Below are 23,071 nucleotides of genomic sequence, written 5' to 3'. Positions count from 1 at the left end.
TCTGATGCGCCCATGAACGAGATCGACCCGCCCGCCGCCTTCCCCTACCGGCCCGTGTCGCCCGCGCGGCGCAGGCGCGGGCGCTTCCTCGGCGCGGCCGGGACCGTACTGGCCCTCGCGGCCGCGGCGTTCCTCGGCCGGTGGGCCGTGAACGCGGCCCTCGCCGGGCCCGAGGACGCCGGCCGGTACCGACTGGCCCCGCCCGCGTCCTTCCAGGGACTGGCCCTCCAGGAGACCGGGCCGCGGGTGGACGCGATCAAGCGGGGCCAGGGCGCTCCGAAGAAGGGCACCTCCCCGGTGGCCGTGGTCTACGCCGACCAGGCGGGGACCGCGCAGCTGGTGGTCAGCGGGGCGGCGGGTGCCTTCACGGACGAGGACCCCGGGCACGTCCTCGTCCGCGGCCTCCACGCGATGGGCGCCGACGGGACCACCCCGCAGGACGCCGGAACACCGGCGGGCGGGGCGATGCAGTGCGGCACCCCGGCGTCCGGGGCGGGGCCGGTGACGATGTGCATGTGGGCCGACCACAGCTCCGTGGTGACGGTCACCGTCCCCGTCGAACACGAGCCGGTCGCGCCCGACGCGCTGGCCGCCCGGGCGCGTGCGCTGCGGGCGGCGATGGAAGTCCCGGCGGAGTCGTGATTCGGTAACGGCCCGGACCCCGATGCCCCGGTCGAACAGGCCTTCCGCCAGGATGTGTGAAACGGATAAAGGAACCTCACAGGGGGACTCGGGATGAGTTACAACCAGCCAGGGCCGTACGGCCAGCAGCCGCAGCAGCCGGGCCCCTACGGGCAGCAGCCCCCGCCGCCGCCGAACCCGTACGGCCAGCCCGCCCCGCAGCCGGGCTACGGCTACCCCCAGCAGGCCCCGCCCCCGCCGGCCTACCCCCAGCCGACCCCGCCCCCGCCCCCGCCGCCGGCCTTCCCCCAGCAGGGCGGCTACCAGCAGCAGCCCCCGCAGCCCGCGTACGGCTACCAGCAGCCCCCGCAGCAGGGCTACATGCCCCCGCCGACGCCCCCGAAGAAGTCCAAGGCGGGCCCGATCATCGCGGCGGTCGTCGCCGTGGCCGTGATCGGCGGCGCCGGCTGGTGGTTCCTGGGCGGCGGCGCGGGCGGCGTCTCCGACGCCACGAAGGGCTACAAGCTGGTCGCGCCGGCGAGCGTGGGCGAGTTCCAGAAGAACCCGAGCTACAAAGAGACGCCGATCACCGACAAGGACAAGCAGGATGCCGAAGCCGCCGGCATCAAGAACCCCACGAAGGTGGGTATGAGCTACCTGTCCGGCGACCCCAAGACCCCGCTGACCAACAAGACCCTGACCTTCAACGGGCTCTACGGCGAGATCGCCGACCCGGAGAAGACGGTCGACGGCTACTTCGCCATGGCCAAGCTGAACCTCTCCAAGAGCAACGACAAGATGACCGCCGACCTCGTCGGCAGCCCCAAGGAGATCACCCCGTCGGGCTTCAAGGGCGCGGTGCTCAAGTGCCAGGAGATCAAGTTCACCTCGAAGGACCCGAAGGCGACCGGCGGCATCAAGGAGTTCGGTGCGCCGATCTGCATCTGGGGTGACTACAGCACCCTGGCCGTGATCAGCGCCGGTGACACGGCCTCCGCAGTGGCCGGCAAGCTCGGCTACACCCTGGAGCAGGACGCGGACTTCGCCGCGAAGCTCTACAACACCGCCCGCGTGAAGAAGTAGCCACGGCGGTACGCACCTACACGGAAGGGGCGCTCCCCATCGGGAGCGCCCCTTCCGCGTGCAACGATCGTGCGGTTACGCCGACTTCTCCTGCGGGCCCTGGTCCTTCGGGACGATGCGGGGGACGAGGGTCGGGTTGACGTTCGAGCGGACCACGTCCGCCGTGATGACCACGCGGGCCACGTCCTTGCGGGACGGGACCTCGTACATCACCGACATCAGGACCTCTTCCATGATGGCGCGCAGGCCGCGCGCGCCCGTTTGGCGGAGGATGGCCTGGTCCGCGATGGCCTCCAGCGCCTCGCGCTCGAAGTCCAGTTCCACGCCGTCGAGTTCGAACAGCCGCTGGTACTGCTTCACCAGCGCGTTGCGCGGCTCGACCAGGATCTGGAGGAGCGCCTCGCGGTCCAGGTTGTGGACCGAGGTGATGACGGGCAGGCGGCCGATGAACTCGGGGATCATCCCGAACTTCACCAGGTCCTCCGGCATGACCTCCTGGAACTGGTCGCTCGCCTCGATCTCCCGCTTCGAGCGGATCGTCGCCCCGAAGCCGATGCCCTTGGCGCCCGCGCGCGACTCGATGATCTTCTCCAGGCCGGCGAAGGCGCCGCCCACGATGAAGAGCACGTTCGTCGTGTCGATCTGGATGAACTCCTGGTGCGGGTGCTTGCGGCCGCCCTGCGGCGGGACCGAGGCCGTCGTGCCCTCCAGGATCTTGAGGAGGGCCTGCTGCACGCCCTCGCCCGAGACGTCACGCGTGATCGACGGGTTCTCGCTCTTGCGGGCGACCTTGTCGATCTCGTCGATGTAGATGATCCCGGTCTCGGCCTTCTTGACGTCGTAGTCGGCCGCCTGGATCAGCTTGAGGAGGATGTTCTCCACGTCCTCGCCCACGTAGCCGGCCTCCGTCAGGGCGGTGGCGTCGGCGATGGCGAACGGGACGTTCAGCATGCGGGCCAGCGTCTGGGCCAGCAGGGTCTTGCCCGAGCCCGTGGGGCCCAGCAGCAGGATGTTGGACTTCGCGAGCTCGATCGCGTCGTCACGGCCCTGCGCGCCGCCGTTCTCGCCGGCCTGGACGCGCTTGTAGTGGTTGTAGACCGCTACGGAGAGCGCCTTCTTCGCCGGCTCCTGGCCGACGACGTAGCTCTCCAGGAACTCGTAGATCTCACGGGGCTTGGGGAGTTCCTCCCACCGGACCTCGGAGGTCTCCGCGAGCTCCTCTTCGATGATCTCGTTGCAGAGGTCGATGCACTCGTCGCAGATGTACACACCGGGTCCTGCGATGAGCTTCTTCACCTGCTTCTGGCTCTTCCCGCAGAACGAGCACTTGAGCAGGTCGCCGCCGTCACCGATGCGTGCCACGAGGTGCTTCCCCTTCGCCTGGGAGACGCTTGGTTCAGCGCTCCTGGTGCCTCATATCCGACGGTACCTTGCCGGGGGCCCCGTACGGGGCCCCCTTGACGCGGTTCACATCGCAGAATCCTGCGGTGCGGCCGCGCCAACTGACGGCAAGGATCAGGCCGCGTTCATCTTGCGGGTCGAGACGATCTGGTCGATCAGCCCGTAGGCCAGCGCGTCCTCGGCCGTGAGGATCTTGTCGCGCTCGATGTCGTCGCGGATCTTCTCGATCGGCGTGGTCGAGTGCTTGGCCAGCATGGTCTCCAGCTGGTCGCGCATGCGCAGGATCTCGTTGGCCGCGATCTCCAGGTCGGAGAGCTGCTCGCGGCCGGTGCCGCCGGACGGCTGGTGGATCAGCACGCGGGCGTTCGGGAGGGCCATGCGCTTGCCCGGGGTGCCGGCGGCGAGCAGGACCGCGGCGGCGGAGGCCGCCTGGCCCATGCAGACCGTCTGGATGTCGGGCTTCACGAACTGCATCGTGTCGTAGATGGCCGTCAGCGCCGTGAAGGAGCCGCCGGGGCTGTTGATGTAGATCGAGATGTCGCGGTCCGGGTCCATCGACTCCAGGCACAGCAGCTGGGCCATGACGTCGTTGGCGGAGGCGTCGTCGATCTGCACGCCGAGGAAGATCACGCGCTCCTCGAAGAGCTTCGCGTACGGGTCGTACTCGCGCACGCCCTGCGAGGTGCGCTCGACGAAGCGCGGGACGACGTAGCGGTTGTCCACCTGCGGGCCGGAGTAGAGGCCGCTCGCGGAGAAGTTGTTCTGCATCTGGGTGTTCACCATCCTGGTGGCGTTCAGCGGGCTGGGGTTGCCTGGAGCGGCCTGCGGGCGTACGGGGCCGTACGCCGGGCCCGGGGCGGTCAGGCCCCGGTGCCGCCGCCGCCCGGAGCGAGGGACGCGGCCGCGATGATGTCGTCGATGAGGCCGTACTCCTTGGCCTCCTCGGCGGTGAACCAGCGGTCGCGGTCGCCGTCGCGGATGATCGCCTCGACGGTCTGGCCCGAGTGGTGGGCGGTGATCTCGGCCATGCGCTGCTTGGTGCGCAGCAGGTACTGGGCCTGGATCTTGATGTCCGACGCGGTGCCGCCGATGCCGGCGGAGCCCTGGTGCATCAGGATGTCGGTGTTCGGGAGCGCGAAGCGCTTGCCCGGGGTGCCGCCGGTCAGCAGGAACTGGCCCATGGAGGCGGCCATGCCCATGCCGATGGTGACGACGTCGTTCGGGATGAACTGCATGGTGTCGTAGATCGCCATGCCGGCCGTCACGGAGCCGCCGGGGCTGTTGATGTACAGGTAGATGTCCTTCTCCGGGTCCGCCGCCAGGAGGAGGAGCTGCGCGGTGATCTTGTTGGCGATCTCGTCGTCGACCTGCTGGCCGAGGAAGATGATGCGCTCGCCGAGCAGCCGGTTGTAGACATGGTCGCCGAGGCCGCCACCGATGGACGGCTCACCCGCGGCGTAAGGCTTCAGATTCGTCACGTATCCACCTGCTCGTCTCCGACGGCCGCATGCCGTCTCAGCGTCTCGTTCTGGGGCGCGGACCGGCCGGTGGTGCGATGCCCCGCCGGCTACGGGTAGTCCCGTGCCCTCGTATTCATGGACCCTAACGCGCAGGTCGGACAACGCCATCCCGCTTCCCGAACTGTTCGCTCGGAGCGCAAGCTCCCGAGGGCCTTCCGGGGGCGCGCGGAAGGGCCCGTACACGCCTGTGTACGGGCCCTTCGCGGCACTGCTCAGCGGGCTTCGCCCGGGGTGTTACTTGGCCTCGTCGGCCTTCGCCTCGTCGTCACCCTCGACGGCGGCCTCGACGACCTCGGCGGCCGTCTCGACCTCGTCCTCGTCGTCGGACAGGTCGATGACCTCACCGTTGGTGTCGACGACCTTGGCGGCCTCGACGACGACCGCGAGGGCCTTGCCGCGGGCGACCTCGCCGACCAGCATCGGGACCTGGCCGCCCTCGACGACGGCCTGGGCGAACTGGTCGGGGGACATGCCGGAGGACTGCGCGCGGCGCATGAGGTGCTCGGTGAGCTCCTCCTGGTTGACGCCCAGCTTCTCCTTGTTGACCAGCGCGTCGAGGACGAACTGGGTCTTGATGCCCTTGACGGCCTGCTCGGAGGTCTCGGCGTCGAACTCCTCGACCGTCTTGCCCTGGATCTCGAGGAACTTCTCGAGGTTCAGGCCCATCTGGCCGAGCTGGTGGTGCTCCAGGTTGTGCTTGCGGGTCTGGACCTCGTCCGCGAGGAGCTTCTCGGGGATCGGGACCTCGACGAGCTCCAGCAGCTTCTCCAGGACGCGCTCCTGGGCCTGCGTGGCCTGGTCGTACTGCTTCATGTTCTCGAGGCGCTTGCGGCTGTCGGCCTTGAGCTCGTCGAGGGTGTCGAACTCGCTCGCCATCTGGGCGAACTCGTCGTCCAGCTCCGGCAGCTCACGGGCGGAGACCTTGGTGACCTTGACGGTGACCTCGGCGTCCTTGCCCTCGGCGGAGCCGCCCTTCAGCTGCGAGGTGAAGGTGGCCTCGCCGCCGGCCTCGAGGCCCTTGACGGCCTCGTCGATGCCGTCGAGGAGCTCGCCCGAGCCGATGGTGTAGGAGACGTCGGTGGCGACGCCGTCCTCGAGGACCTCGCCGTCGACCTTGGCCTCGAGGTCGATGGTGACGACGTCACCCTCGGCGGCGGCGCGCTCGACGTCCTTGGTGGACGCGAAGCGGCTGCGCAGCTGCTCGACCGACTTCTCGACGTCCTCGTCCGAGACCTCGATGGCGTCGACCTCGACCTCGATGCCGGAGTAGTCCGGGATCTCGATCTCGGGGCGCACGTCGACCTCGGCGGTGAAGGCCAGCAGCTCGCCGTCCTTCAGCTCGGTGATGTCGACCTCGGGCTGGCCCAGCGGGTTCAGGTCGGCCTCGTTGACGGCCTCGGTGTAGAACTTCGGGAGGGCGTCGTTGACGGCCTCCTCCAGCACCGCACCGCGGCCGAAGCGCTGGTCGATGACGCGGGCCGGGATCTTGCCCTTGCGGAAGCCCTTCACCGTGACCTGCTGGTTGATCTTCTTGTACGCCGCGTCGAGGCTGTCCTTGAGCTCCTCGAAGGGCACCTCGACAGTGAGCCGAACCCGAGTCGGGTTCAGGGTCTCCACGGCGCTCTTCACGGTTCGGTCTCCTTGTGGCTGACTGCTGGGGGTTCTGCCGGAACGCTGCTGTTCAGCGGCCTCGGCGGATTCGGCCCGGTACATCAGACACACGGGCACGCAGCTTGCATAGTAACCGCAAGCGGCAATCAGCCCACAACGCGATCTTCGTGGTGGCACTGCTGGTGGTCGGGGTGGCCGGATTCGAACCGACGACCTTCCGCTCCCAAAGCGGACGCGCTACCAAGCTGCGCCACACCCCGTCGGTGCGACACGTAGGGTACACGCCCGAAAACCCTCCGACGCCCCCCGTTTTCCCGCCGAGCGCACGCGAGCGCGTCGCGGGCGGGGACACGGCGCTCGAAAGCGGTGTGCACTCCCCCGGTGCGACCCGCTAGGATGCTGTCCGTTGCCGCGGTCTCCGGACCGGCGGCGCGCGTTGCGGGTGTAGCTCAATGGTAGAGCCCTAGTCTTCCAAACTAGCTACGCGGGTTCGATTCCCGTCACCCGCTCTGAACGGCTCAGGGCCGGGTCGAGGACGTCTCCTCGACCCGGCCCTGACGCGTTGTGCGGCGCCGCGCGCGGCCCGGCACCTCAGAGCTTGATGCCGGCGATGGTGTCCGCGAGGGAGTTCAGGAAGCGGTTGACGTCCGGGGCGATGGAGCTGGACGCCAGGAAGAAGCCGAAGAGGACGGCGACGATCGCCGGGCCCGCCTTCATGTGCTTGCCGCGGATCAGGATCACCAGGATGACCGCCAACAGAACCACCACTGACAGCGAAATGGCCACTTCTGATCACACCTTCGGTCGTCCCCTGGCCGGCCCGGGGGTCACGCCCGTGCACACCCCCACATGGACCATCCTCCCACCAACCGGGCCCTCCTATCCGCCCCGTGACGAATCGGCAACACGTCTTTCCCGCCAAGCCGACACGAACCGGGCACATTTCGGGGTCAAGGGGCGGTGATGCCGAGGAGGGAGCGGACGCGGGCGTACTTGGCGGTCAGCCGGTCGCGGGTGGGGGCGTCCAGCACGGAGAGGCGCACGGGGTCCGCGTTGTGCGCGAGGTCGGCCTCCTTGACGAGGACGGCGCCGGGGGTGGCGAGGATGCGGGCCGTGTACTCCTCGACCGCTTCTCCAGGGCGCTTGGTGAGCGCCAGGACCATGTCCTTGACCTCCTGGGGGAGGGCGGCGGCCGCGAGCTGGGCGGGGCTGAGCGCCTCGTCCTCGACGGAGTCGTGCAGCCAGGCGGCGGCCTGCTGGGCGGGGCTGCCGCCGCGCAGGCGGACGCCCTCGGCCACGGCCGCGAGATGCTCGGCGTAGGGGCGGCCGGCCTTGTCGGTCTGGCCCTCGTGCGCGGAGCGGGCCAGGGCCTCGACCTCGGCAAGGGTCAGGGAGCGGTCGGTCATGCGATCTCCTTCGCTGCTGTACACAGGGCTTCAGCGGCCCGCCGCACGTCGGCCGGCGTCGTACGCCAGTTGGAGAACGCGGCGCGCAGGGCGGGGGTTCCCCCGAGGACGGTGGGGGTCACGAAGACCTCGGCGGAGACGGCCCCGCGCAGGGCGGCCAGCCGTTCGGGGGTGGGGTCCTGGGCGAGGGTGAAGCAGACGACGTTGAGGCGGACGGGGGCGAGCAGGCGCAGGGCCGGGTCGCGGCCGAGGAGCCCGCCGAGCTCGCGGGCGCAGGCGACGTCCCGTTCGACGATCTCGCGGTGGCCCTCGCGGCCGTAGGCGCGCAGGGTGAACCAGGCGGCCAGGGCCCGCAGCCGGTGGGAGTTCTCCGGGGTGAGGTGGACGAGGTCGGGGTCGTCGCCGAGGGGGCCGAGGTAGGCGGCGGAGTTGGCGAAGACCCGGGCTTGGAGGTCGCGGCGGCGGGTGAACTGGACGGCGCTGTCGTAGGGGACGTTGAGCCACTTGTGCAGGTCGACGCAGACGGAGTCGGAGGCGTCGAGGCCCGCGGTGAGGTGGGCGTGTTCCGGGGAGAGGGCCGCGAAGGCGCCGAAGGCGGCGTCGGTGTGCAGCCAGAAGTCGTGGCGGTCCTTGAGCGCGGCGACGGCCCGGAGGTCGTCGAAGTCGACGGTGTTGACGGTGCCGGCGTTGGCGACGACGACGGCCGGGCCGGGGGTGTCGGCGAGGGCGCGGTCCAGGGCGGCGGGGTCGACGGCCTCGCGGCCGGGCAGGGTGGGCACCGGGACGAGCGCGGCGCGCCCGAGGCCGAGGACGGAGAGGGCCTTGGCGATGGAGGAGTGCGGGGCGCCGGACAGGACGCGGACGGGGCCGAGCGCGGCCGCGCCGTCCTGGGCGGGGCAGACGCCCAGGCGCTCGCCGAGCCACTCCCGGGCGAGGGCCAGGCCCACGGTGTTGGACAGGGTGGCGCCGCTGACGAAGGTGCCCGTGTGGGCGGCGGAGAGCCCGAAGAGCTCGCGCAGCCAGGTGACGGTCTCGCGTTCCAGGTGCTGGCCGGCGCCGTCCATGGCGGAGTTGGAGTTCTGGTCGTGGACCGCGGTCAGCCAGTCCCCCGCGACGGCGGCGGGGGTGGCGCCGCCGGTGACGAAGCCGAGGTAGCGGGGGCCGGCGGAGGCGGAGAGCCGCGGCTCCCAGCGGGCCCGGAAGTCGGCGAGCGCGGCCTCGGCGCCGGCGCCGTGCACGGGGAGGGGACGGGGGTCCGGCGGCCCGTCCTGCGCCGGCACGACGGGCCGCCCGTCCAGTGCTTCGAGGGCCTCGACGGCGGCGTGCCGGGTGGCGTCGAGGAGGGCGGGGAGCCGGGCGAGATCGGCGGCGAGCGTGGCGTCCATGCGCGGACGGTAACCCCGGCGGGGGCGGGGGAAACGTGCCAATCGCCATGCAGTGGCCCGGAACACCGAGCCCTGCCGTGCCGCTCCCGGGGGGGGGCGGCGGTGTGGCGGGGCCGGGGCGGCCGGCGCTGCGCGCAGCGGACCCCGGCCGGGGCCGCGCCGTGCGAGCGGTGCGGTCAGAAAGGGGCGCGGCGGATCAGGAGGAGGGCTCGGTCGTCGTTGACGTCCTTGGCCACCTTTTCGATCAGGTGCCACGCCGCGCCCTCCCAGCCCGCCGCGACGTACCGGTCGGCCTCCCCCGTCAGCCGGTCGATGCCCTCGCTGATCTCGCGGTCGGAGGTTTCGACCAGGCCGTCGGTGAAGAGCATCAGCACGTCGCCGGGGCGGAGGCTGCCGCGGGCCGGTTCGAACTCGGCGCCGTCGTAGACGCCCAGCAGCGGGCCCTCGCCGGACTTCTCCTGCCAGCGGCCGGTGCCGGCGGACAGCTGGAGCGCGGGCAGGTGGCCGGCGGAGAGGAGCTCGTAGTCGCCGGTCTCCAGGTCCAGGACGAGGTGGATGGAGGTGGCGAAGCCCTCGTCCCAGTCCTGGCGGAGCAGGTATCCGTTGGCGGCGGTCAGGAAGTCCTGGGGCGGGAGGGCGCCGAGGAGGCCGCCGAAGGCGCCCGAGAGGAGGAGGGCGCGGGAGCCGGCCTCCATGCCCTTGCCGGAGACGTCGGTGAGGACGACCTCCAGGGTGCGCCCGCCGTTGGTGCGGGCGGCGACGACGAAGTCCCCGGAGAAGGACTGGCCGCCGGCGGGCCGCAGGGCCATCTCGCGGTGCCAGCCCGGTGGCAGCGCGGGCAGCTTGCTCTGGACCCGGATGCGTTCGCGCAGGTCGAAGAGCATGGTGCCGCCGCGCCGCCAGGGCACGCCGACGCGGCTGCGGAACTGGGCGATGATCAGGCCGAAGAAGCCGCAGGCGGCGACGACGAGGACGGTTCCGGGGGTGACCCGGGCCGGCCCCTCGGTGTACGGGCCGAGGACGAGGGCCTCGACGATCAGGGCGGTCGCGGAGGCGGCGTAGAGCCCGAGCAGGCTGGCGGGCCGCAGCAGCAGGCCGCCGGCCACGATGGGCAGGACGAGCGCCGACGGGGAGAACCAGACGGGCAGCATCAGGGTGCCGCAGGCGATGGCGGGCACCGTCAGCAGGAGGCCGGCGAAGGCCAGCCAGTCGGAGGCGTCCCCGCGGAAGTAGTCGACGGCGGATTTGCGCAGGGCGGTGCGAGCCCGGTGCGACAGCATGCGCGTCCGGGCCCTGAGCGTCTCGACACGTGCTCCGGCCATTGCATCGGGACCCTATCCATCATGGCTGTGTGCGCGCAGGGGTACCCCCGTTCCGCCGGTCCCCGCGCGCCCGAAAACTGGTCGACCGGGCGGTATTGCCCTGGTAGGGATGGCCCCATGGCTCTTGATACGCGCGTATTGCAGGCTGCTGAGTGGGATGTCTGGTACGACCATCTGGAACTGGCGTTCGGCGGTGTCCCGGAATCGCCGGAGGAGCGGACGCTCTACCGGTCCCTGACGGAGCTCGACCGTTCGCTGGGCGTCTGGGACGGGGAGACCTGCGTCGGCTCCGCCGGGGCGTTCAGCTTCCGGCTGTCGGTGCCGGGCGGGGCGGTGGTCCCGGCGGCGGGCGTGACCATGGTCGGCGTGGCGCCGACCCACCGCAGGCGGGGCGTGCTGACCTCGATGATGCGGCGCCAGCTGGACGACGTCCGGGCGGGCGGCGAGCCGGTCGCCGTGCTGACGGCCTCGGAGCCGGAGATCTACGGGCGCTTCGGCTACGGCACGGCCGCCCACGCCCTGTCGTTCGACATCGACACCACCCGCGTACGGCTGGACGTGCCGCCGGGGACGGACGGGGTGCGGCTGCGGCTGGTGGACCCGTCGACCGCGCTGGCGGACTGCGAGCGGGTGTACGCCGCCCTGGTCCCGGGCCGGCCGGGGATGCCGGCCCGGCGGCCGGGGTGGGAGCGGCAGGGGCTGCTGGACCCGGAGTCGCTGCGGCAGGGGGCGTCGCCGCTGAAGTGCGTGGTGGCGCAGGACGCGGCGGGCCGGGTCGCCGGCTACGCGCGCTACCGGGTGCGGCCGGACTGGGAGCCGGCCGGGTCGGACGGCACGGTGCTGGTCGGCGAGGTGAACGCGGTGGATCCGGCGGCGTACGCGGCGCTGTGGCGGTACCTCTTCGAGATCGACCTGACCTGGCACGTACGGGCGTACGGGCGGCCGGTGGACGATCCGCTGCTGCACCTGGTCAACGACGTCCGGCGGATCCGGGCGCGGCAGCGGGACGCGCTGCACCTGCGCCTGGTGGACCTGCCGGGGGCGCTGGAGGCGCGGGGGTACGGGGCCGCGGTGGACGTGGTGATGGAGGTGGAGGACGCGTTCTGCCCGTGGAACGCGGGGCGGTGGCGGCTGACGGCCGACGGGTCCGGGGCGCGGTGCGTGCGCAGCGACGGGGCGGCGGAGCTGGCGCTGTCCGTGCGGGAGCTGGGCTCGGCGTACCTGGGCGGGGTGACGCTGGCCTCCCTCGCGGCGGCCGGCCGGGTCCGGGAGCTGCGGCCGGGGGCCCTGCGGGAGGCCTCGCGGGCCTTCGCGGGGGACGTCGCCCCGTGGCTCCCGCACAACTTCTGACCGGCCCGCCGGCGGGGGCCGCCGCGCCGGGCCCGGCGGCCCCCCGCGCGGCTAGCGCTGTTGGCAGGTGGGGCACCAGAAGAGGTTGCGGGCGGCGAGGTCGGCCGTGCGGATCTCCGTGCCGCAGACGTGGCACGGGAGCGTCGCCCGGCGGTAGACGTACACCTCTCCGCCGTGGTCGTCGACGCGCGGCGGGCGGCCCATGGCCTCCGGGAGGTGTTCGTCCCGGACGGTGTCGATGCGGTTCCTGCGGACGCCCTCGCGCATCAGCCCGGCCAGGTCGGTCCAGATCGCGTCCCACTCGGTGCGCGTGAGGTCCCTGCCCTGGCGGTAGGGGTCGATGCCGTGCCGGAAGAGGACCTCGGCGCGGTAGACGTTGCCGACGCCCGCGATGATCTTCTGGTCCATCAGCAGGGCGGCGATGGTGGTGCGGCTGCGGGAGACGCGGGACCAGGCGCGGCCGGGGTCGTCGGCCGGGCGCAGGGGGTCGGGGCCCAGGCGGTCGTGTATCGCCTTCTTCTCGGCCCCGGTGACCAGGGCGCAGGCGGTGGGTCCGCGCAGGTCCGCGTAGTGGTCGTCGTTCAGCAGGCGCAGCCGGACGGTGTCGGTGGCCGGCGGGGCCGGGGCGGGGCCGAAGCCGAGCTTGCCGAAGAGGCCGAGGTGGATGTGGATCCAGGCGTCGCCGAGTTCCAGGAAGAGGTGCTTGCCGTGCGCCTCGGCGCTCTCCAGTTCGCGTCCGTCGAGGAGGGCGGCGCTGTCGGCGAAGCGTCCCTGGGGGCTGCTGACCCTGACCGGGCGGGCGGCGAAGCGCTCGGTGTGGTCCTGGGCGAGGCGGTGGATCGTATGGCCCTCGGGCACGCCTTGCTCCTACGTCGCTTCGTCTCGTGGTCCGGCGGACTGCGTGCCGCCGGACGACGGGCGTCCGGCGGCACGGGGGGCCTTACTGGTCCTGCGGGTGGTGGGCCGGGATCGGGGGGAGCTCGCCGGTCCGCTCGTAGGCGGAGAGCATGTCGATGCGGCGGGTGTGGCGCTCCTCGTCGGAGTACGGGGTCGCCAGGAAGGCCTCGATGAAGCCGGTGGCCTCGTCCTGGGTGTGCATGCGGCCGCCGACGGAGATGACGTTGGCGTTGTTGTGCTCGCGGCCGAGCTTCGCGGTCTCCACGCTCCAGGCGAGGATGGCGCGGACGCCCTTGACCTTGTTGGCGGCGATCTGCTCGCCGTTGCCGGAGCCGCCGATCACGATGCCGAGGCTGTCGGCGTCCGCGGCGGTCTTCTCCGCGGCGCGCAGGCAGAACGGCGGGTAGTCGTCCACGGCGTCGTAGATGTGGGGCCCGCAGTCGACGGGCTCGTGGCCGTTGTTCTTGAGCCAGTCCACGAGGTGGTTCTTGAGCTCAAAGCCGGCATGGTCGGATCCGAGATACACGCGCATGGGTCGAGTGTGGCATGCGCGACCTCGAGAGAGGTCGGAGGGGTGTCGCATAAATCACTTCTAAACCTCAAGTAAACCCAAAGAACGCAGACGGGAGGGGTCGGAACCTTGATCCCGGGATGGGGGCCTTGGGTAACCATCGGAAGAAGGTCTTCCGTACTGGCCGGAAATCGGGTTTGAATGCCGGAACTCTCCACCCGAGAACCTAAGGATTCGTCCATGAGCACGACGACGACCCTGCAGAAGGCAGGCGGCCCGACCGGCGAACCCGGCTCCGCACAGCCCTCCGACGGTCTCAAGGCCGGTCTCAAGAACCGCCACCTCTCCATGATCGCCATCGGCGGCGTCATCGGCGCCGGCCTGTTCGTCGGCTCCGGCGGCGGTATCGCCAAGGCCGGCCCCGCCATCCTGATCTCGTACCTCCTCGTCGGCGCCATGGTCGTCTTCGTGATGCGGATGCTCGGCGAGATGGCCGCCGCCAGCCCGAACTCGGGCTCCTTCTCCGCCTACGCCGACCGGGCGCTGGGCCGCTGGGCCGGCTTCTCCATCGGCTGGCTGTACTGGTTCTTCTGGGTCGTCGTGCTCGCCGTCGAGGCGACCGCCGGCGCGAAGATCCTCGAAGGCTGGGTCCCGGCCGTCCCGCAGTGGGCCTGGGCCCTGATCGTGATGGTCGTCCTGACCGCCACCAACCTCGGCTCCGTCGCCTCCTACGGCGAGTTCGAGTTCTGGTTCGCGGGCATCAAGGTCGTCGCCATCGGCGCCTTCGTGGTCATCGGCATGCTCGCCGTCTTCGGCGTGCTGCCGGGCTCGGACAACCCGGGCGCGGGCTTCGCCCACCTCACCGACGCCGGCGGATTCATGCCGAACGGCTGGGGTTCGGTCCTCACCGGTGTGCTGATGGTCGTCTTCTCCTTCATGGGCAGCGAGATCGTCACCCTGGCGGCCGGCGAGTCCGAGGACCCGCGCCGCGCGGTCACCAAGGCCACCAACTCGGTGATCTGGCGCATCGGCGTCTTCTACCTGGGCTCGATCTTCATCGTCCTGACGCTGCTGCCGTGGAACGACGAGTCGATCGTCAAGAAGGGCTCCTACGTCGCCGCCCTGGACTCGATCGGCATCGCGCACGCCGGCCAGATCATGAACGTGATCGTCCTGACGGCCGTCCTGTCCTGCCTGAACTCGGGCATGTACACGGCCTCCCGCATGGCCTTCTCGCTGGGCGAGCGCGGTGACGCGCCCAAGGCCTTCGCCAAGGTCAACAAGAGGGGCGTGCCCGTGGCCGCCATCCTGGGCTCGGTCGTCTTCGGCTTCGCCGCCGTCTACTTCAACTACACCTCCCCGGACACGGTGTTCAACTTCCTGCTGAACTCCTCCGGCGCCATCGCCCTCTTCGTGTGGCTGGTCATCTGCCTGACCCAGCTGCGGATGCGCGGGATCCTGATGCGCGAGGCCCCGGAGAAGGTCACCGTCAAGATGTGGCTCTTCCCGTACCTCACCTGGGCCACCGCCGCGATGATCACCTTCGTCCTCGGCTACATGGTCTACGACAAGGACAACCGCGAGACGGTGCTGTACTCCCTGCTCGTCGCGGCCGCCGTGATCGTGATCGGCGTGGTGCGCAACGCCCGCCGCAAGAACGAGGCCCTGGCCGAAGCCCCGGCCGACGCCGCCTGACCGGCCCGTACACAGCAGCAGCCCCGGACCGCCCGCTCGCGGTCCGGGGCTGCTGCGCAGGCTCCGGCAGGAGGATCCGTACGGGGTCAGCCGCGGCGGCCGGCCAGCTTCCAGGCGGCCGGCAGCGCGCCCATGGCCAGCGCGGCCTTGAGGGCGTCGCCGATCAGGAACGGGGTCATGCCCGCCGCGACGGCCGCGGAGAGGGACATCCCGGTGGCGGCCATCAGGTACGGCACGCCCACCGCGTAGATCACGGCCGAGCCGAGCACCATCGTGCCCGCCGTGAACAGCACCGAGCGGTCGGCGCCGCGCCGCGCGAGGGCGCCGACGACGGTGGCGGCCAGCAGCATGCCGAGGACGTAGCCGAAGGAGGCCCCGGCCGCGCCGGAGGTGCCGCCCGCGAACCACGGCAGACCGGCCGCGCCCAGGGCCGCGTACAGGCCGAGCGCGAGGAAGCCGCGGCGGGCGCCGAAGGCGGTGCCCACGAGCAGGGCGGCGAAGGTCTGGCCGGTGACCGGCACGGGAGAGCCGGGAACGGGTACGGAGATCTGGGCGGCCAGACCGGTGAGCGCGGCTCCGCCGACGACGAGGGCGACGTCGCGGACGCGGCTCGCGGGCAGCAGGTCGGCGAGGACGGCGCCGGGCCGGAAGGAGACGGAAGCAGTGCTCATGAGGGGGCTCCGGGGGGTGGTGATCGACAGGACACCGTGACGCTAGTGCGCCCCGCCGCGCCGCCCCACCGCCGGCCGGGACAAAGGCATACTGTCCGGTTTGGTGGGGACCACACAAAGCCCACGCCTTACACCCGAGTTGAAGTGATCCCCATCACGGGGAACATCCGGCGACACATCCTTTTTGCTCCCAGGGGCGCCCTCCAGCCAGACTGTAGGGTCCCGCCAATCCCTTGCGCAGCCCCCAGCGCCGCTTGGCCGACCGAGAGTACGAGCACCTCCTCATGCGCGACCATCTGCCCGAACCGTCCGTCACCGAGGGCGGCCTGCCCCCGGAACCCCTGAGCCACAGCCTCAAGCAGCGCCACCTGACCATGCTCGGCCTCGGCGGCGTGATCGGTGCCGGGCTCTTCGTCGGCTCCGGCGCCGGCATCGCCATCGCCGGCCCCGCGATCATCTGCTCGTACCTGCTCGCGGGCGCGCTCGCGATGCTGGTCATGCGGGCGCTCGGCGAGATGTCGGCGGCGATGCCCGCCTCCGGCTCCTTCTCGGTCTACGCGGAGAAGGCCCTGGGGCGCTGGGCGGGCTTCTCGGCCGGCTGGCTGTACTGGTTCCTGCTGGTCGTGGTGCTCGCCGTGGAGGCGACCGGCGCCGCGAAGATCGCCCACGGCTGGCTGCCGTCGGTCGACCAGTGGGTGTGGGTGCTGCTGTTCATGGTGGTCTTCACGCTCGCCAACCTGGCCGCCGTCCGGAACTTCGGCGAGTTCGAGTTCTGGTTCGCCGCGCTGAAGGTCGGCGCGATCGTGCTGTTCCTGGTCCTGGGCACCCTGGCGATCTTCGGCCTGCTGCCCGACACGGACCCGGTGGGCCTGGCCAACCTGACCGGCCAGGGCGGGTTCTTCCCCCAGGGCATCGGCGGGGTGGTCGCCGGCATGCTCGCGGTCGTCTTCGCCTTCGGCGGCCTGGAGGTCGTGACCATCGCGGCCGCAGAGTCGGACGACCCGGCCCGGTCGGTGTCCCGCGCGGTGCGCAGCGCGGTGTGGCGCATCCTCTTCTTCTACGTCGGCTCGATGCTGGTCATCGTCACCCTGCTGCCGTGGGACTCGATCCAGCCGGGCCAGAGCCCGTACGTGGCCGTCCTCGACTCGATCGGGATCCCGGGGGCCGGGCAGATCATGAACATCGTGGTGTTCGTGGCGCTGCTGTCGGCGCTGAACGCGAACCTGTACGGGTCCTCGCGCATGGTGTTCTCGCTGGCCGAGCGGGGCGACGCGCCGAAGGCGCTGCTGAAGGTCTCGGGCGGCGGGGTGCCGCGGCGGGCGGTGCTCGCCTCGGTGGTCTTCGGGTTCGCCTCGGTGGTGCTGAACCTGCTGTGGCCGGACACGGTCTTCCTCTACATGCTCAACGCGGTCGGCGCGGTGCTGCTGTTCGTGTGGGCGCTGATCGCGGTCTCGGAGCTGCGGCTGCGGCCCCGGCTGGAGCGGGAGATGCCGGAGCGGCTGACGCTGCCGATGTGGGCGTTCCCGTACCTGACGTGGGCGGCGCTCGCCGGGATGGCCGCGGTGCTGGTGCTGATGCTGTTCGACGACTCGGCGCGGCCGCAGCTGCTGTGGTCCTCGGGTGCGGCGGCGGTCGTCCTGCTGGTGGCCTGGTACCGGGAGGTGCGGGCGCGCCGGGGCTGAGACCCCGTCACCGCCGCACGGAGGCCGAACGGCCCGGGACCACCGTCCCGGGCCGTTTGCGTTCTGCGCTGGGGCGCGGTCACGGCGCGTGAGCCGAGTGTCCGGATACTGGACAACGAACGTCCGATAAACGGACGATCGGCAGACTGGGCCCATGAGTCAGAGCACCATCACGCCTCCCGAACTGCGGCCGTCCGCGCCCGGATCCCCCCTCGGCAACGGCCTCAAGCAGCGCCACCTCTCGATGATCGCCCTCGGCGGGGTCATCGGCGCCGGCCTCTTCGTCGGCTCCGGCGCCGGCATCGCCGCCGCGGGGCCCTCGATCGTGCTCGCGTACGCCGCGTCGGGCCTGCTGGTGATGTTCGTGATGCGGATGCTCGGCGAGATGTCGGCGGCCAATCCGGCGTCGGGCTCCTTCTCCGTGCACGCCGAGCGGGCGATCGGCCCCTGGGCCGGGTTCACGGCGGGCTGGATGTTCTGGACCCTGCTGTGCGTGGGCGTGGCCATCGAGGGCATCGGCGCGGCGCACATCATGACGGGCTGGTTCCCGGGCACGCCGTCGTGGCTGTGGGTGCTGGTCTTCATGGCGCTGTTCTGCGGCAGCAACCTGGGCGCGGTGCGCAACTTCGGCGAGTTCGAGTTCTGGTTCGCCGCGCTGAAGATCGGCGCCATCGCCCTCTTCCTGGGCCTGGGCGTGCTCGCCGTCCTCGGCCTGCTGCCCGGGACCTCCGCCCCCGGCGCTGCCAACCTGGCGCACGAGGGCGGGTTCCTGCCCAACGGGGTCGACGGCCTGCTCGTCGGCGTGCTGGCCTCGGTCGTCGCGTACGGCGGCCTGGAGACGGTGACCATCGCGGCCGCCGAGTCCGACGACCCCGTGCGGGGCGTGGCCAAGGCCGTGAGGACCACCATGTGGCGGATCGCGATCGTCTACGTCGGCTCGATGCTGGTCATCGTCACCCTCCTGCCCTGGAACGACCCGGCCGTCACCGAGCAGGGCCCGTACGCCGCGGCCCTGGACCACCTGGGCATCCCGGCGGCCGGCCAGGTCATGAACGCGGTCATCCTGATCGCCCTGCTGTCCGCGATGAACGCCAACATCTACGGCTCCTCCCGCATGGCCCACTCGCTGGTCTCCCGGGGACAGGGCCCCAAGGCGCTGGGCAAGGTCTCGGGCGGGGTGCCGCGCCGGGCGGTGCTCGCCTCCTGCGGCTTCGGCTTCGTCACGGTGCTGCTGTCGTACTGGTACCCGGACACCCTGTTCGCCTGGCTGCTGAACATGGTCGGCGGGGTCATCCTCGTCGTCTGGGGCTTCATCGCGGTCTCCCAGTTCGTGCTGCGCCGGCGGCTGGAGCGGGAGGCGCCCGAGAGGCTGACCGTGCGGATGTGGGGCTTCCCGTACCTGACGTGGCTGGCCCTGGCCGGGGTGGCCGGGGTGCTGGTGCTGATGGCCGCGGGCGAGGACACCCGGACGCAGGTGCTCTTCACCGGCGGGCTGGCGGTGGCCCTGGCGGCGACCGGGTACGTGATGCAGCGCCGGGCGGCGAGCCGGGGCTGACGGCCCGGCAGCCCCCCGGCCCCCTCGGAGGCGGATCCCGTGTGCGACACGGGATCCGCCTCTCTTCACACCCAGGCAACCCTTACGTGTGGCTCGGAATAGATACTGCTAGCGTGCAGTTGCGCATTGATTGCAATAAGGGATCGGCACGCCGAGGGGACCGGACACACGCATGGCCATCTACACGCTTCCTGAGCTTCCTTACGACTACGCGGCGCTCGAGCCGGTGATCAACCCGCAGATCATCGAGCTGCACCACGACAAGCACCACGCGGCCTACGTCACGGGCGCCAACACCACGCTGGAGCAGCTGGCGGAGGCCCGCGACAAGGAGAACTGGGGCGCGCTCAACGGGCTGGAGAAGAACCTCGCCTTCCACCTCTCCGGCCACATCCTGCACAGCATCTACTGGCACAACATGGCCAGCCCGAAGACCGGCGACGGCGGCGGCGTGCCGACCGCGGCCGACGGCCTGGGCGACCTCGCCGACGCGATCACCGAGTCCTTCGGCTCCTTCGAGAAGTTCAAGAAGCAGCTGACCTTCGCGTCCTCCGCGACGCAGGGCTCGGGCTGGGGCGTCCTGGCGTACGAGCCCGTCAGCGGCCGCCTGGTCGTCGAGCAGGTCTACGACCACCAGGGCAACGTCGGCGTGGCCAGCACGCCGATCCTGGTCTTCGACGCCTGGGAGCACGCCTTCTACCTGCAGTACAAGAACCAGAAGGTGGACTTCATCGAGGCCATGTGGAACGTCGTCAACTGGCAGGACGTGGCCGGGCGCTACGCCGACGCCAAGGCGAACACCCCGCTGCTGATCCCCGCCAAGGGCTGACCGGCACCCCGTAGACCGCCCGCCTCGTGATCGTCTTCTCAGCCTTCGCGCGCGGGCGTTTCCAGCGGAAGACCCCCGTGAGGACGTGACTCACGGGGGTCTTCTGTGTTCCGGGAAGGGATCCCGACCTGCGGGCTACTCGAAGCTGGGGCCCTTGGTGCGGGTGCGCTTGATCTCGTAGAAGCCCGGGGTGGAGGCGACCAGCAGGGTGCCGTCCCACAGGCGGGCGGCGGCCTCGCCGCGCGGGGCCGGGGTGACGACGGGGCCGAAGAAGGCGACTTCCTCGCCGTCGGCGCCGGGTACGGAGATCACCGGGGTGCCGACCTCCTGGCCGACGCGCTCGATGCCGTCGTTGTGGGAGTCGCGCAGCACCTGGTCGTACTCGTCGGAATCGGCGTAGGCGAGCAGCTCGGGCGGCAGGCCGACCGCCTCCAGGGCGTCGGCGATGACCTCGCGGGTCGCGCCGCGGTCCTCGTTGTGGATCCTGGTGCCGAGCGCCGTGTACAGCTTGCCGGTGACCTCGTCGCCGAACTTCTGCTGGGCGGCGACCACCACGCGCACCGGGGCCCAGCCCTTGGGGCCGAGGAGCTCGCGGTAGCGCTCGGGGAGTTCGTCCAGCTTGTCCTCGTTGAGCACGGCCAGGCTCATCACGTGCCAGCGGACCTCCACGTCGCGGACCTTCTCGACCTCGAGCATCCACCGGGAGGTCATCCACGCCCAGGGGCAGAGCGGGTCGAACCAGAAGTCCACCGGGGTCTTCTCGCGCACCTGGGTGTCGGTCATGTCTCTCCTCACGTCGCACGGGGCGTCTGCCGTCCTGTTCCTTCTGGCCAACCGGGCCGGAACCGCACGCATTCCCCCGTGGGAGGATTCGGCCGAAGAAGCGATCACGCACGAAGGAGTGCCACGTGCCCGGTGAGAATCTGTCCCGCGACGAAGCCCGTGCGCGGGCCGAGCTGCTGTCCGTCGACGGGTACGAGGTGGTCCTCGACCTGACGTCCGCGGTGGACGAGGCCGAACCGGCCGAGGGCCCCCGGACCTTCCGCTCGGTGACGACCGTGCGCTTCCGGTCGGCGGTGCCGGGCGCCTCCTCGTTCGCGGACCTGATCGCGCCCTCGGTGAACTCGGTCACCCTGAACGGGCACGCCCTGGACCCGGCCTCCGTGTTCGACGGGTCGCGGATCGCCCTGGACGGGCTGGCCGCCGAGAACGTCCTGGTCGTCGACGCGAACTGCGCCTACAGCCGGACCGGCGAGGGCATGCACCGCTTCGTCGACCCGGAGGACGGCGAGGTCTACCTCTACACCCAGTACGAGCCGGCGGACGCCCGGCGGGTCTACGCCAACTTCGAGCAGCCTGACCTGAAGGCCCCCTACCGCTTCGAGGTGACGGCCCCCGAGGGCTGGACCGTGTGGAGCAACGGGGCGGAGGAGTCCCGCGAGGGCGGGGTGTGGCGCTTCGCCGAGACCGCGCCCATCTCCACGTACATCACCTGCGTGGTGGCGGGCCCGTACCACTACGTCACGGACACCTACACGCGCGGGGACCTGACGATCCCGCTCGGCGCGATGTGCCGCAAGGGGCTGGCGAAGCACTTCGACGCGGACGACGTCTTCCTCGTCACCAAGCAGGGCTTCGACCTCTTCCACGAGATCTTCGACTACCCCTACCCCTTCGGGAAGTACGACCAGGCCTTCGTGCCCGAGTACAACCTCGGCGCCATGGAGAACCCGGGCATGGTGACCTTCCGCGAGGAGTACATCTTCCGCGGGAAGGTCACCCAGGCCTCCTACGAGCGGCGCGCGAACGTCATCCTGCACGAGATGGCGCACATGTGGTTCGGCGACCTGGTCACCATGAAGTGGTGGGACGACCTGTGGCTGAAGGAGTCCTTCGCGGACTTCATGGGCTCCTTCGGGCTGGTCGAGGCCACCCGCTTCGACCAGGCCTGGGTCACCTTCGCCAACAACCGCAAGGCGTGGGCCTACCGGGCCGACCAGCTGCCCTCCACCCACCCGATCACGGCCGACATCCGTGACCTGGAGGACGCCAAGCTGAACTTCGACGGGATCACCTACGCCAAGGGCGCGGCCGTGCTCAAGCAGCTCGTCGCCTACGTGGGCCGGGAGGCCTTCCTGGAGGGCGCGCGGCGCTACTTCAAGGCGCACGCGTACGGGAACACCACCCTGGACGACCTGCTGTCGGTGCTCGGCGAGGTCTCCGGGCGGGACATGGCCGAGTGGTCGCGGGCCTGGCTCCAGACGGCGGGAGTCAACGCGCTGACGCCGGTGGTGACCACGGACGCGGGCGGGCGGCTGACCGAGCTGGCCGTGGTCCAGGAGGGCGACGAGCTGCGTCCCCACCGGGTCGCGGTGGGCCTGTACCGGCTGGAGGCCGACGGGGCGCTGGTGCGCTACGCGCGGGCCGAGGCCGACGTGGCGGGCGTGCGGACGGTGGTCGCGGAGCTGACCGGACTGGAGCGGCCCGACCTGGTCCTGGTCAACGACGAGGACCTCACCTACTGCAAGATCCGCTTCGACGAGGGCTCGCTGGCCGCCCTCCGGGGCCACCTGGGCGACCTCACGGACCCGCTGGCCCGCGCCCTGTGCTGGTCGGCGCTGTGGAACCTGACGCGGGACGCGCTGATGCCCGCCCGGGACTTCCTGTCGCTGGTCCTGGCCCACGCGGGCCGCGAGAGCGACGTCGGCGTGCTCCAGCAGCTGCACGCGCAGGCGCTGGCCGCGGTCTGCCTCTACGCGGCGCCCGACTGGCGCGAGCAGGGCGGCCGGGAGCTGGCGGCGGGCGCGCTGCACGAGCTGCGGCTGGCCGAGCCGGGTTCCGAGCACCAGCTGACCTGGGCCCGGTTCTTCGCGGCGAGCGCCGCCAGCGAGGGCGACTTCCAGCTGCTGCTGGGGCTGCTGGAGGGCTCGGCGCGGATCGACGGGCTGGAGGTGGACCAGGAGCTGCGCTGGGACTTCCTGCTCCCGCTGACCGCGCACGGCGTGGTCGACGAGGCCGTACTGGCGGCCGAGCTGGTCCGCGACGACACCGCCTCGGGCAAGCGCCACCAGGTGCGCTGCCTGGCCGCGCGGCCGTCGGCGGCGGTCAAGGACCAGGCGTGGGCGGTGGTGGTCGAGTCGGACGCGCTGTCGAACGCGCTGGTCGAGGCGACCATCAACGGCATGCAGCAGGCCTCGCAGCGGGAGCTGCTCGCCCCGTACACCGGGCGGTACTTCGAGGCGATCGAGCGGATCTGGGCCGAGCGCTCGATCCAGATCGGCATCGACGTGGTGAAGGGGCTGTACCCGGTGCTCCAGGACTCGCAGGCCACCCTGGACGCGACGGACGCCTGGCTGGAGGCCCGTCCGGACGCGGCCCCCGCACTGCGCCGACTGGTGTTGGAGTCCCGCGACGACCTGGCCCGCGCGCTGCGCGCCCAGTCCCGCGACGCCTGAGTCCCCCGGCGCCCCCGGCTCCGCTCCGCCCCGTCCGGCATCCGCCGGGCGGGGCGGACCCCTGTGCGGGAAGATGG

General features: G+C 71.3%; 20 protein-coding genes and 2 tRNA genes. 9 read left to right on the top strand and 13 right to left on the bottom strand.

What is annotated here, in order from left to right; translation table 11 throughout:
* The first annotated feature begins 12 nt into the window (after positions 1–12).
* Both ACIRBY_RS20215 and ACIRBY_RS20210 read left to right on the top strand, forming a co-directional pair.
* Positions 13–642 carry a hypothetical protein gene (locus ACIRBY_RS20215; protein ID WP_403902139.1) on the top strand — a complete coding sequence of 210 codons (630 nt, stop codon included), beginning with the start codon at positions 13–15 and terminating at the stop codon, positions 640–642.
* 93 nt (positions 643–735) lie between these two features.
* Entirely contained in the window at positions 736–1,704 is a 969-nt protein-coding gene (locus tag ACIRBY_RS20210) for a hypothetical protein (RefSeq protein ID WP_403902138.1), read from the top strand.
* A gap of 75 nt (positions 1,705–1,779) precedes the next feature.
* Here ACIRBY_RS20210 and clpX read toward each other — a convergent pair whose 3' ends face one another.
* The 5 genes from clpX to ACIRBY_RS20185 form a co-directional block, all read right to left on the bottom strand.
* Positions 1,780–3,066 carry an ATP-dependent Clp protease ATP-binding subunit ClpX gene (gene clpX / locus ACIRBY_RS20205; protein ID WP_030297265.1) on the bottom strand — a complete coding sequence of 429 codons (1,287 nt, stop codon included), beginning with the start codon at positions 3,064–3,066 and terminating at the stop codon, positions 1,780–1,782.
* A gap of 153 nt (positions 3,067–3,219) precedes the next feature.
* Positions 3,220–3,888 (bottom strand): ATP-dependent Clp protease proteolytic subunit, encoded by a 669-nt coding sequence (locus tag ACIRBY_RS20200; RefSeq protein ID WP_045947945.1) that lies wholly within the window; start codon positions 3,886–3,888, stop codon positions 3,220–3,222.
* A 77-nt stretch (positions 3,889–3,965) separates the two neighbouring features.
* Entirely contained in the window at positions 3,966–4,583 is a 618-nt protein-coding gene (locus ACIRBY_RS20195) for an ATP-dependent Clp protease proteolytic subunit (RefSeq protein ID WP_365145081.1), read from the bottom strand.
* Between the two features lie 276 nt (positions 4,584–4,859).
* Positions 4,860–6,254 carry a trigger factor gene (gene tig, locus ACIRBY_RS20190; RefSeq protein WP_403902136.1) on the bottom strand — a complete coding sequence of 465 codons (1,395 nt, stop codon included), beginning with the start codon at positions 6,252–6,254 and terminating at the stop codon, positions 4,860–4,862.
* Between the two features lie 165 nt (positions 6,255–6,419).
* A tRNA-Pro gene (locus ACIRBY_RS20185) sits at positions 6,420–6,496 on the bottom strand.
* A gap of 178 nt (positions 6,497–6,674) precedes the next feature.
* Here ACIRBY_RS20185 and ACIRBY_RS20180 point away from each other — a divergent pair.
* Positions 6,675–6,745, top strand: a tRNA-Gly gene (locus ACIRBY_RS20180).
* An 82-nt stretch (positions 6,746–6,827) separates the two neighbouring features.
* Here the strand turns inward: ACIRBY_RS20180 and ACIRBY_RS20175 are convergent.
* From ACIRBY_RS20175 to ACIRBY_RS20160, 4 genes are all read right to left on the bottom strand, one after another.
* Positions 6,828–7,022: a hypothetical protein gene (locus tag ACIRBY_RS20175; protein WP_030229627.1), complete on the bottom strand. Its 195-nt coding sequence runs from the start codon at positions 7,020–7,022 to the stop codon at positions 6,828–6,830.
* Positions 7,023–7,186: 164 nt separating this feature from the next.
* Positions 7,187–7,642 (bottom strand): HD domain-containing protein, encoded by a 456-nt coding sequence (locus ACIRBY_RS20170; RefSeq protein WP_403902134.1) that lies wholly within the window; start codon positions 7,640–7,642, stop codon positions 7,187–7,189.
* A complete protein-coding gene (locus ACIRBY_RS20165) occupies positions 7,639–9,027 on the bottom strand; it encodes a pyridoxal phosphate-dependent decarboxylase family protein (protein ID WP_403902132.1) in 1,389 nt (462 codons plus the stop codon). The genes ACIRBY_RS20170 and ACIRBY_RS20165 overlap by 4 nt, the downstream gene beginning before the upstream one ends.
* A gap of 176 nt (positions 9,028–9,203) precedes the next feature.
* Positions 9,204–10,349: a PP2C family protein-serine/threonine phosphatase gene (locus ACIRBY_RS20160; protein WP_403902131.1), complete on the bottom strand. Its 1,146-nt coding sequence runs from the start codon at positions 10,347–10,349 to the stop codon at positions 9,204–9,206.
* A 117-nt stretch (positions 10,350–10,466) separates the two neighbouring features.
* On the opposite strand from ACIRBY_RS20160, the gene ACIRBY_RS20155 reads away from it, so the two are divergent.
* On the top strand, positions 10,467–11,699 hold the full coding sequence (locus ACIRBY_RS20155) for a GNAT family N-acetyltransferase (protein WP_403902130.1): 1,233 nt from the start codon (positions 10,467–10,469) through the stop codon (positions 11,697–11,699).
* Between the two features lie 51 nt (positions 11,700–11,750).
* Here the strand turns inward: ACIRBY_RS20155 and ACIRBY_RS20150 are convergent, their stop codons facing one another.
* On the bottom strand, positions 11,751–12,557 hold the full coding sequence (locus ACIRBY_RS20150) for an Fpg/Nei family DNA glycosylase (RefSeq protein WP_403902128.1): 807 nt from the start codon (positions 12,555–12,557) through the stop codon (positions 11,751–11,753).
* A gap of 82 nt (positions 12,558–12,639) precedes the next feature.
* Positions 12,640–13,128 (bottom strand): ribose-5-phosphate isomerase, encoded by a 489-nt coding sequence (locus ACIRBY_RS20145; RefSeq protein WP_403902127.1) that lies wholly within the window; start codon positions 13,126–13,128, stop codon positions 12,640–12,642.
* 219 nt (positions 13,129–13,347) lie between these two features.
* On the opposite strand from ACIRBY_RS20145, the gene ACIRBY_RS20140 reads away from it, so the two are divergent.
* The gene (locus ACIRBY_RS20140; RefSeq protein ID WP_403902126.1) at positions 13,348–14,802 is read left to right on the top strand and encodes an amino acid permease; all 1,455 of its coding nucleotides are present in this window, start codon (positions 13,348–13,350) and stop codon (positions 14,800–14,802) included.
* 86 nt (positions 14,803–14,888) lie between these two features.
* On the opposite strand, the gene ACIRBY_RS20135 is transcribed toward ACIRBY_RS20140, so the two are convergent.
* The gene (locus tag ACIRBY_RS20135) at positions 14,889–15,473 is read right to left on the bottom strand and encodes a biotin transporter BioY (RefSeq protein ID WP_403902125.1); all 585 of its coding nucleotides are present in this window, start codon (positions 15,471–15,473) and stop codon (positions 14,889–14,891) included.
* Positions 15,474–15,757: 284 nt separating this feature from the next.
* On the opposite strand from ACIRBY_RS20135, the gene ACIRBY_RS20130 reads away from it, so the two are divergent.
* The 3 genes from ACIRBY_RS20130 to ACIRBY_RS20120 all read left to right on the top strand — a co-directional run bounded on the left by ACIRBY_RS20130 (position 15,758) and on the right by ACIRBY_RS20120 (position 19,539).
* A complete protein-coding gene (locus tag ACIRBY_RS20130; RefSeq protein ID WP_403902123.1) occupies positions 15,758–17,155 on the top strand; it encodes an amino acid permease in 1,398 nt (465 codons plus the stop codon).
* Between the two features lie 154 nt (positions 17,156–17,309).
* Positions 17,310–18,710, top strand: a complete 1,401-nt coding sequence (locus ACIRBY_RS20125; protein ID WP_403902121.1) for an amino acid permease — start codon at positions 17,310–17,312, stop codon at positions 18,708–18,710.
* A 172-nt stretch (positions 18,711–18,882) separates the two neighbouring features.
* Complete coding sequence (locus ACIRBY_RS20120; RefSeq protein ID WP_403902119.1) at positions 18,883–19,539, top strand: superoxide dismutase; 657 nt, start codon at positions 18,883–18,885, stop codon at positions 19,537–19,539.
* A gap of 135 nt (positions 19,540–19,674) precedes the next feature.
* Here ACIRBY_RS20120 and ACIRBY_RS20115 read toward each other — a convergent pair whose 3' ends face one another.
* Positions 19,675–20,322 carry a DsbA family protein gene (locus ACIRBY_RS20115; protein ID WP_403902117.1) on the bottom strand — a complete coding sequence of 216 codons (648 nt, stop codon included), beginning with the start codon at positions 20,320–20,322 and terminating at the stop codon, positions 19,675–19,677.
* 125 nt (positions 20,323–20,447) lie between these two features.
* Here ACIRBY_RS20115 and pepN point away from each other — a divergent pair, with 125 nt between their 5' ends.
* Positions 20,448–22,994, top strand: coding sequence for an aminopeptidase N (pepN, locus tag ACIRBY_RS20110; protein ID WP_403902115.1), 2,547 nt, complete (start codon positions 20,448–20,450; stop codon positions 22,992–22,994).
* Positions 22,995–23,071: the final 77 nt, after the last annotated feature.

The organism is Streptomyces sp. NPDC096136, from assembly GCF_044763325.1.
Classification (GTDB): domain Bacteria; phylum Actinomycetota; class Actinomycetes; order Streptomycetales; family Streptomycetaceae; genus Streptomyces.
This window is presented reverse-complemented; position numbering and strand designations above follow the sequence as displayed.

Excerpts from the sequence above, each read along its gene's own strand:
- ACIRBY_RS20215 (WP_403902139.1), top strand. The coding sequence starts at position 13 with ATGAACGAGATCGACCCGCCCGCCGCCTTCCCCTACCGGCCCGTGTCG.
- ACIRBY_RS20210 (WP_403902138.1), top strand. The coding sequence starts at position 736 with ATGAGTTACAACCAGCCAGGGCCGTACGGCCAGCAGCCGCAGCAGCCG.
- ACIRBY_RS20200 (WP_045947945.1), bottom strand. The coding sequence starts at position 3,888 with ATGGTGAACACCCAGATGCAGAACAACTTCTCCGCGAGCGGCCTCTAC.
- ACIRBY_RS20170 (WP_403902134.1), bottom strand. The coding sequence starts at position 7,642 with ATGACCGACCGCTCCCTGACCCTTGCCGAGGTCGAGGCCCTGGCCCGC.
- ACIRBY_RS20165 (WP_403902132.1), bottom strand. The coding sequence starts at position 9,027 with ATGGACGCCACGCTCGCCGCCGATCTCGCCCGGCTCCCCGCCCTCCTC.
- ACIRBY_RS20160 (WP_403902131.1), bottom strand. The coding sequence starts at position 10,349 with ATGGCCGGAGCACGTGTCGAGACGCTCAGGGCCCGGACGCGCATGCTG.
- ACIRBY_RS20155 (WP_403902130.1), top strand. The coding sequence starts at position 10,467 with ATGGCTCTTGATACGCGCGTATTGCAGGCTGCTGAGTGGGATGTCTGG.
- ACIRBY_RS20145 (WP_403902127.1), bottom strand. The coding sequence starts at position 13,128 with ATGCGCGTGTATCTCGGATCCGACCATGCCGGCTTTGAGCTCAAGAAC.
- ACIRBY_RS20140 (WP_403902126.1), top strand. The coding sequence starts at position 13,348 with ATGAGCACGACGACGACCCTGCAGAAGGCAGGCGGCCCGACCGGCGAA.
- ACIRBY_RS20135 (WP_403902125.1), bottom strand. The coding sequence starts at position 15,473 with ATGAGCACTGCTTCCGTCTCCTTCCGGCCCGGCGCCGTCCTCGCCGAC.
- ACIRBY_RS20130 (WP_403902123.1), top strand. The coding sequence starts at position 15,758 with ATGCGCGACCATCTGCCCGAACCGTCCGTCACCGAGGGCGGCCTGCCC.
- ACIRBY_RS20125 (WP_403902121.1), top strand. The coding sequence starts at position 17,310 with ATGAGTCAGAGCACCATCACGCCTCCCGAACTGCGGCCGTCCGCGCCC.
- ACIRBY_RS20120 (WP_403902119.1), top strand. The coding sequence starts at position 18,883 with ATGGCCATCTACACGCTTCCTGAGCTTCCTTACGACTACGCGGCGCTC.
- ACIRBY_RS20115 (WP_403902117.1), bottom strand. The coding sequence starts at position 20,322 with ATGACCGACACCCAGGTGCGCGAGAAGACCCCGGTGGACTTCTGGTTC.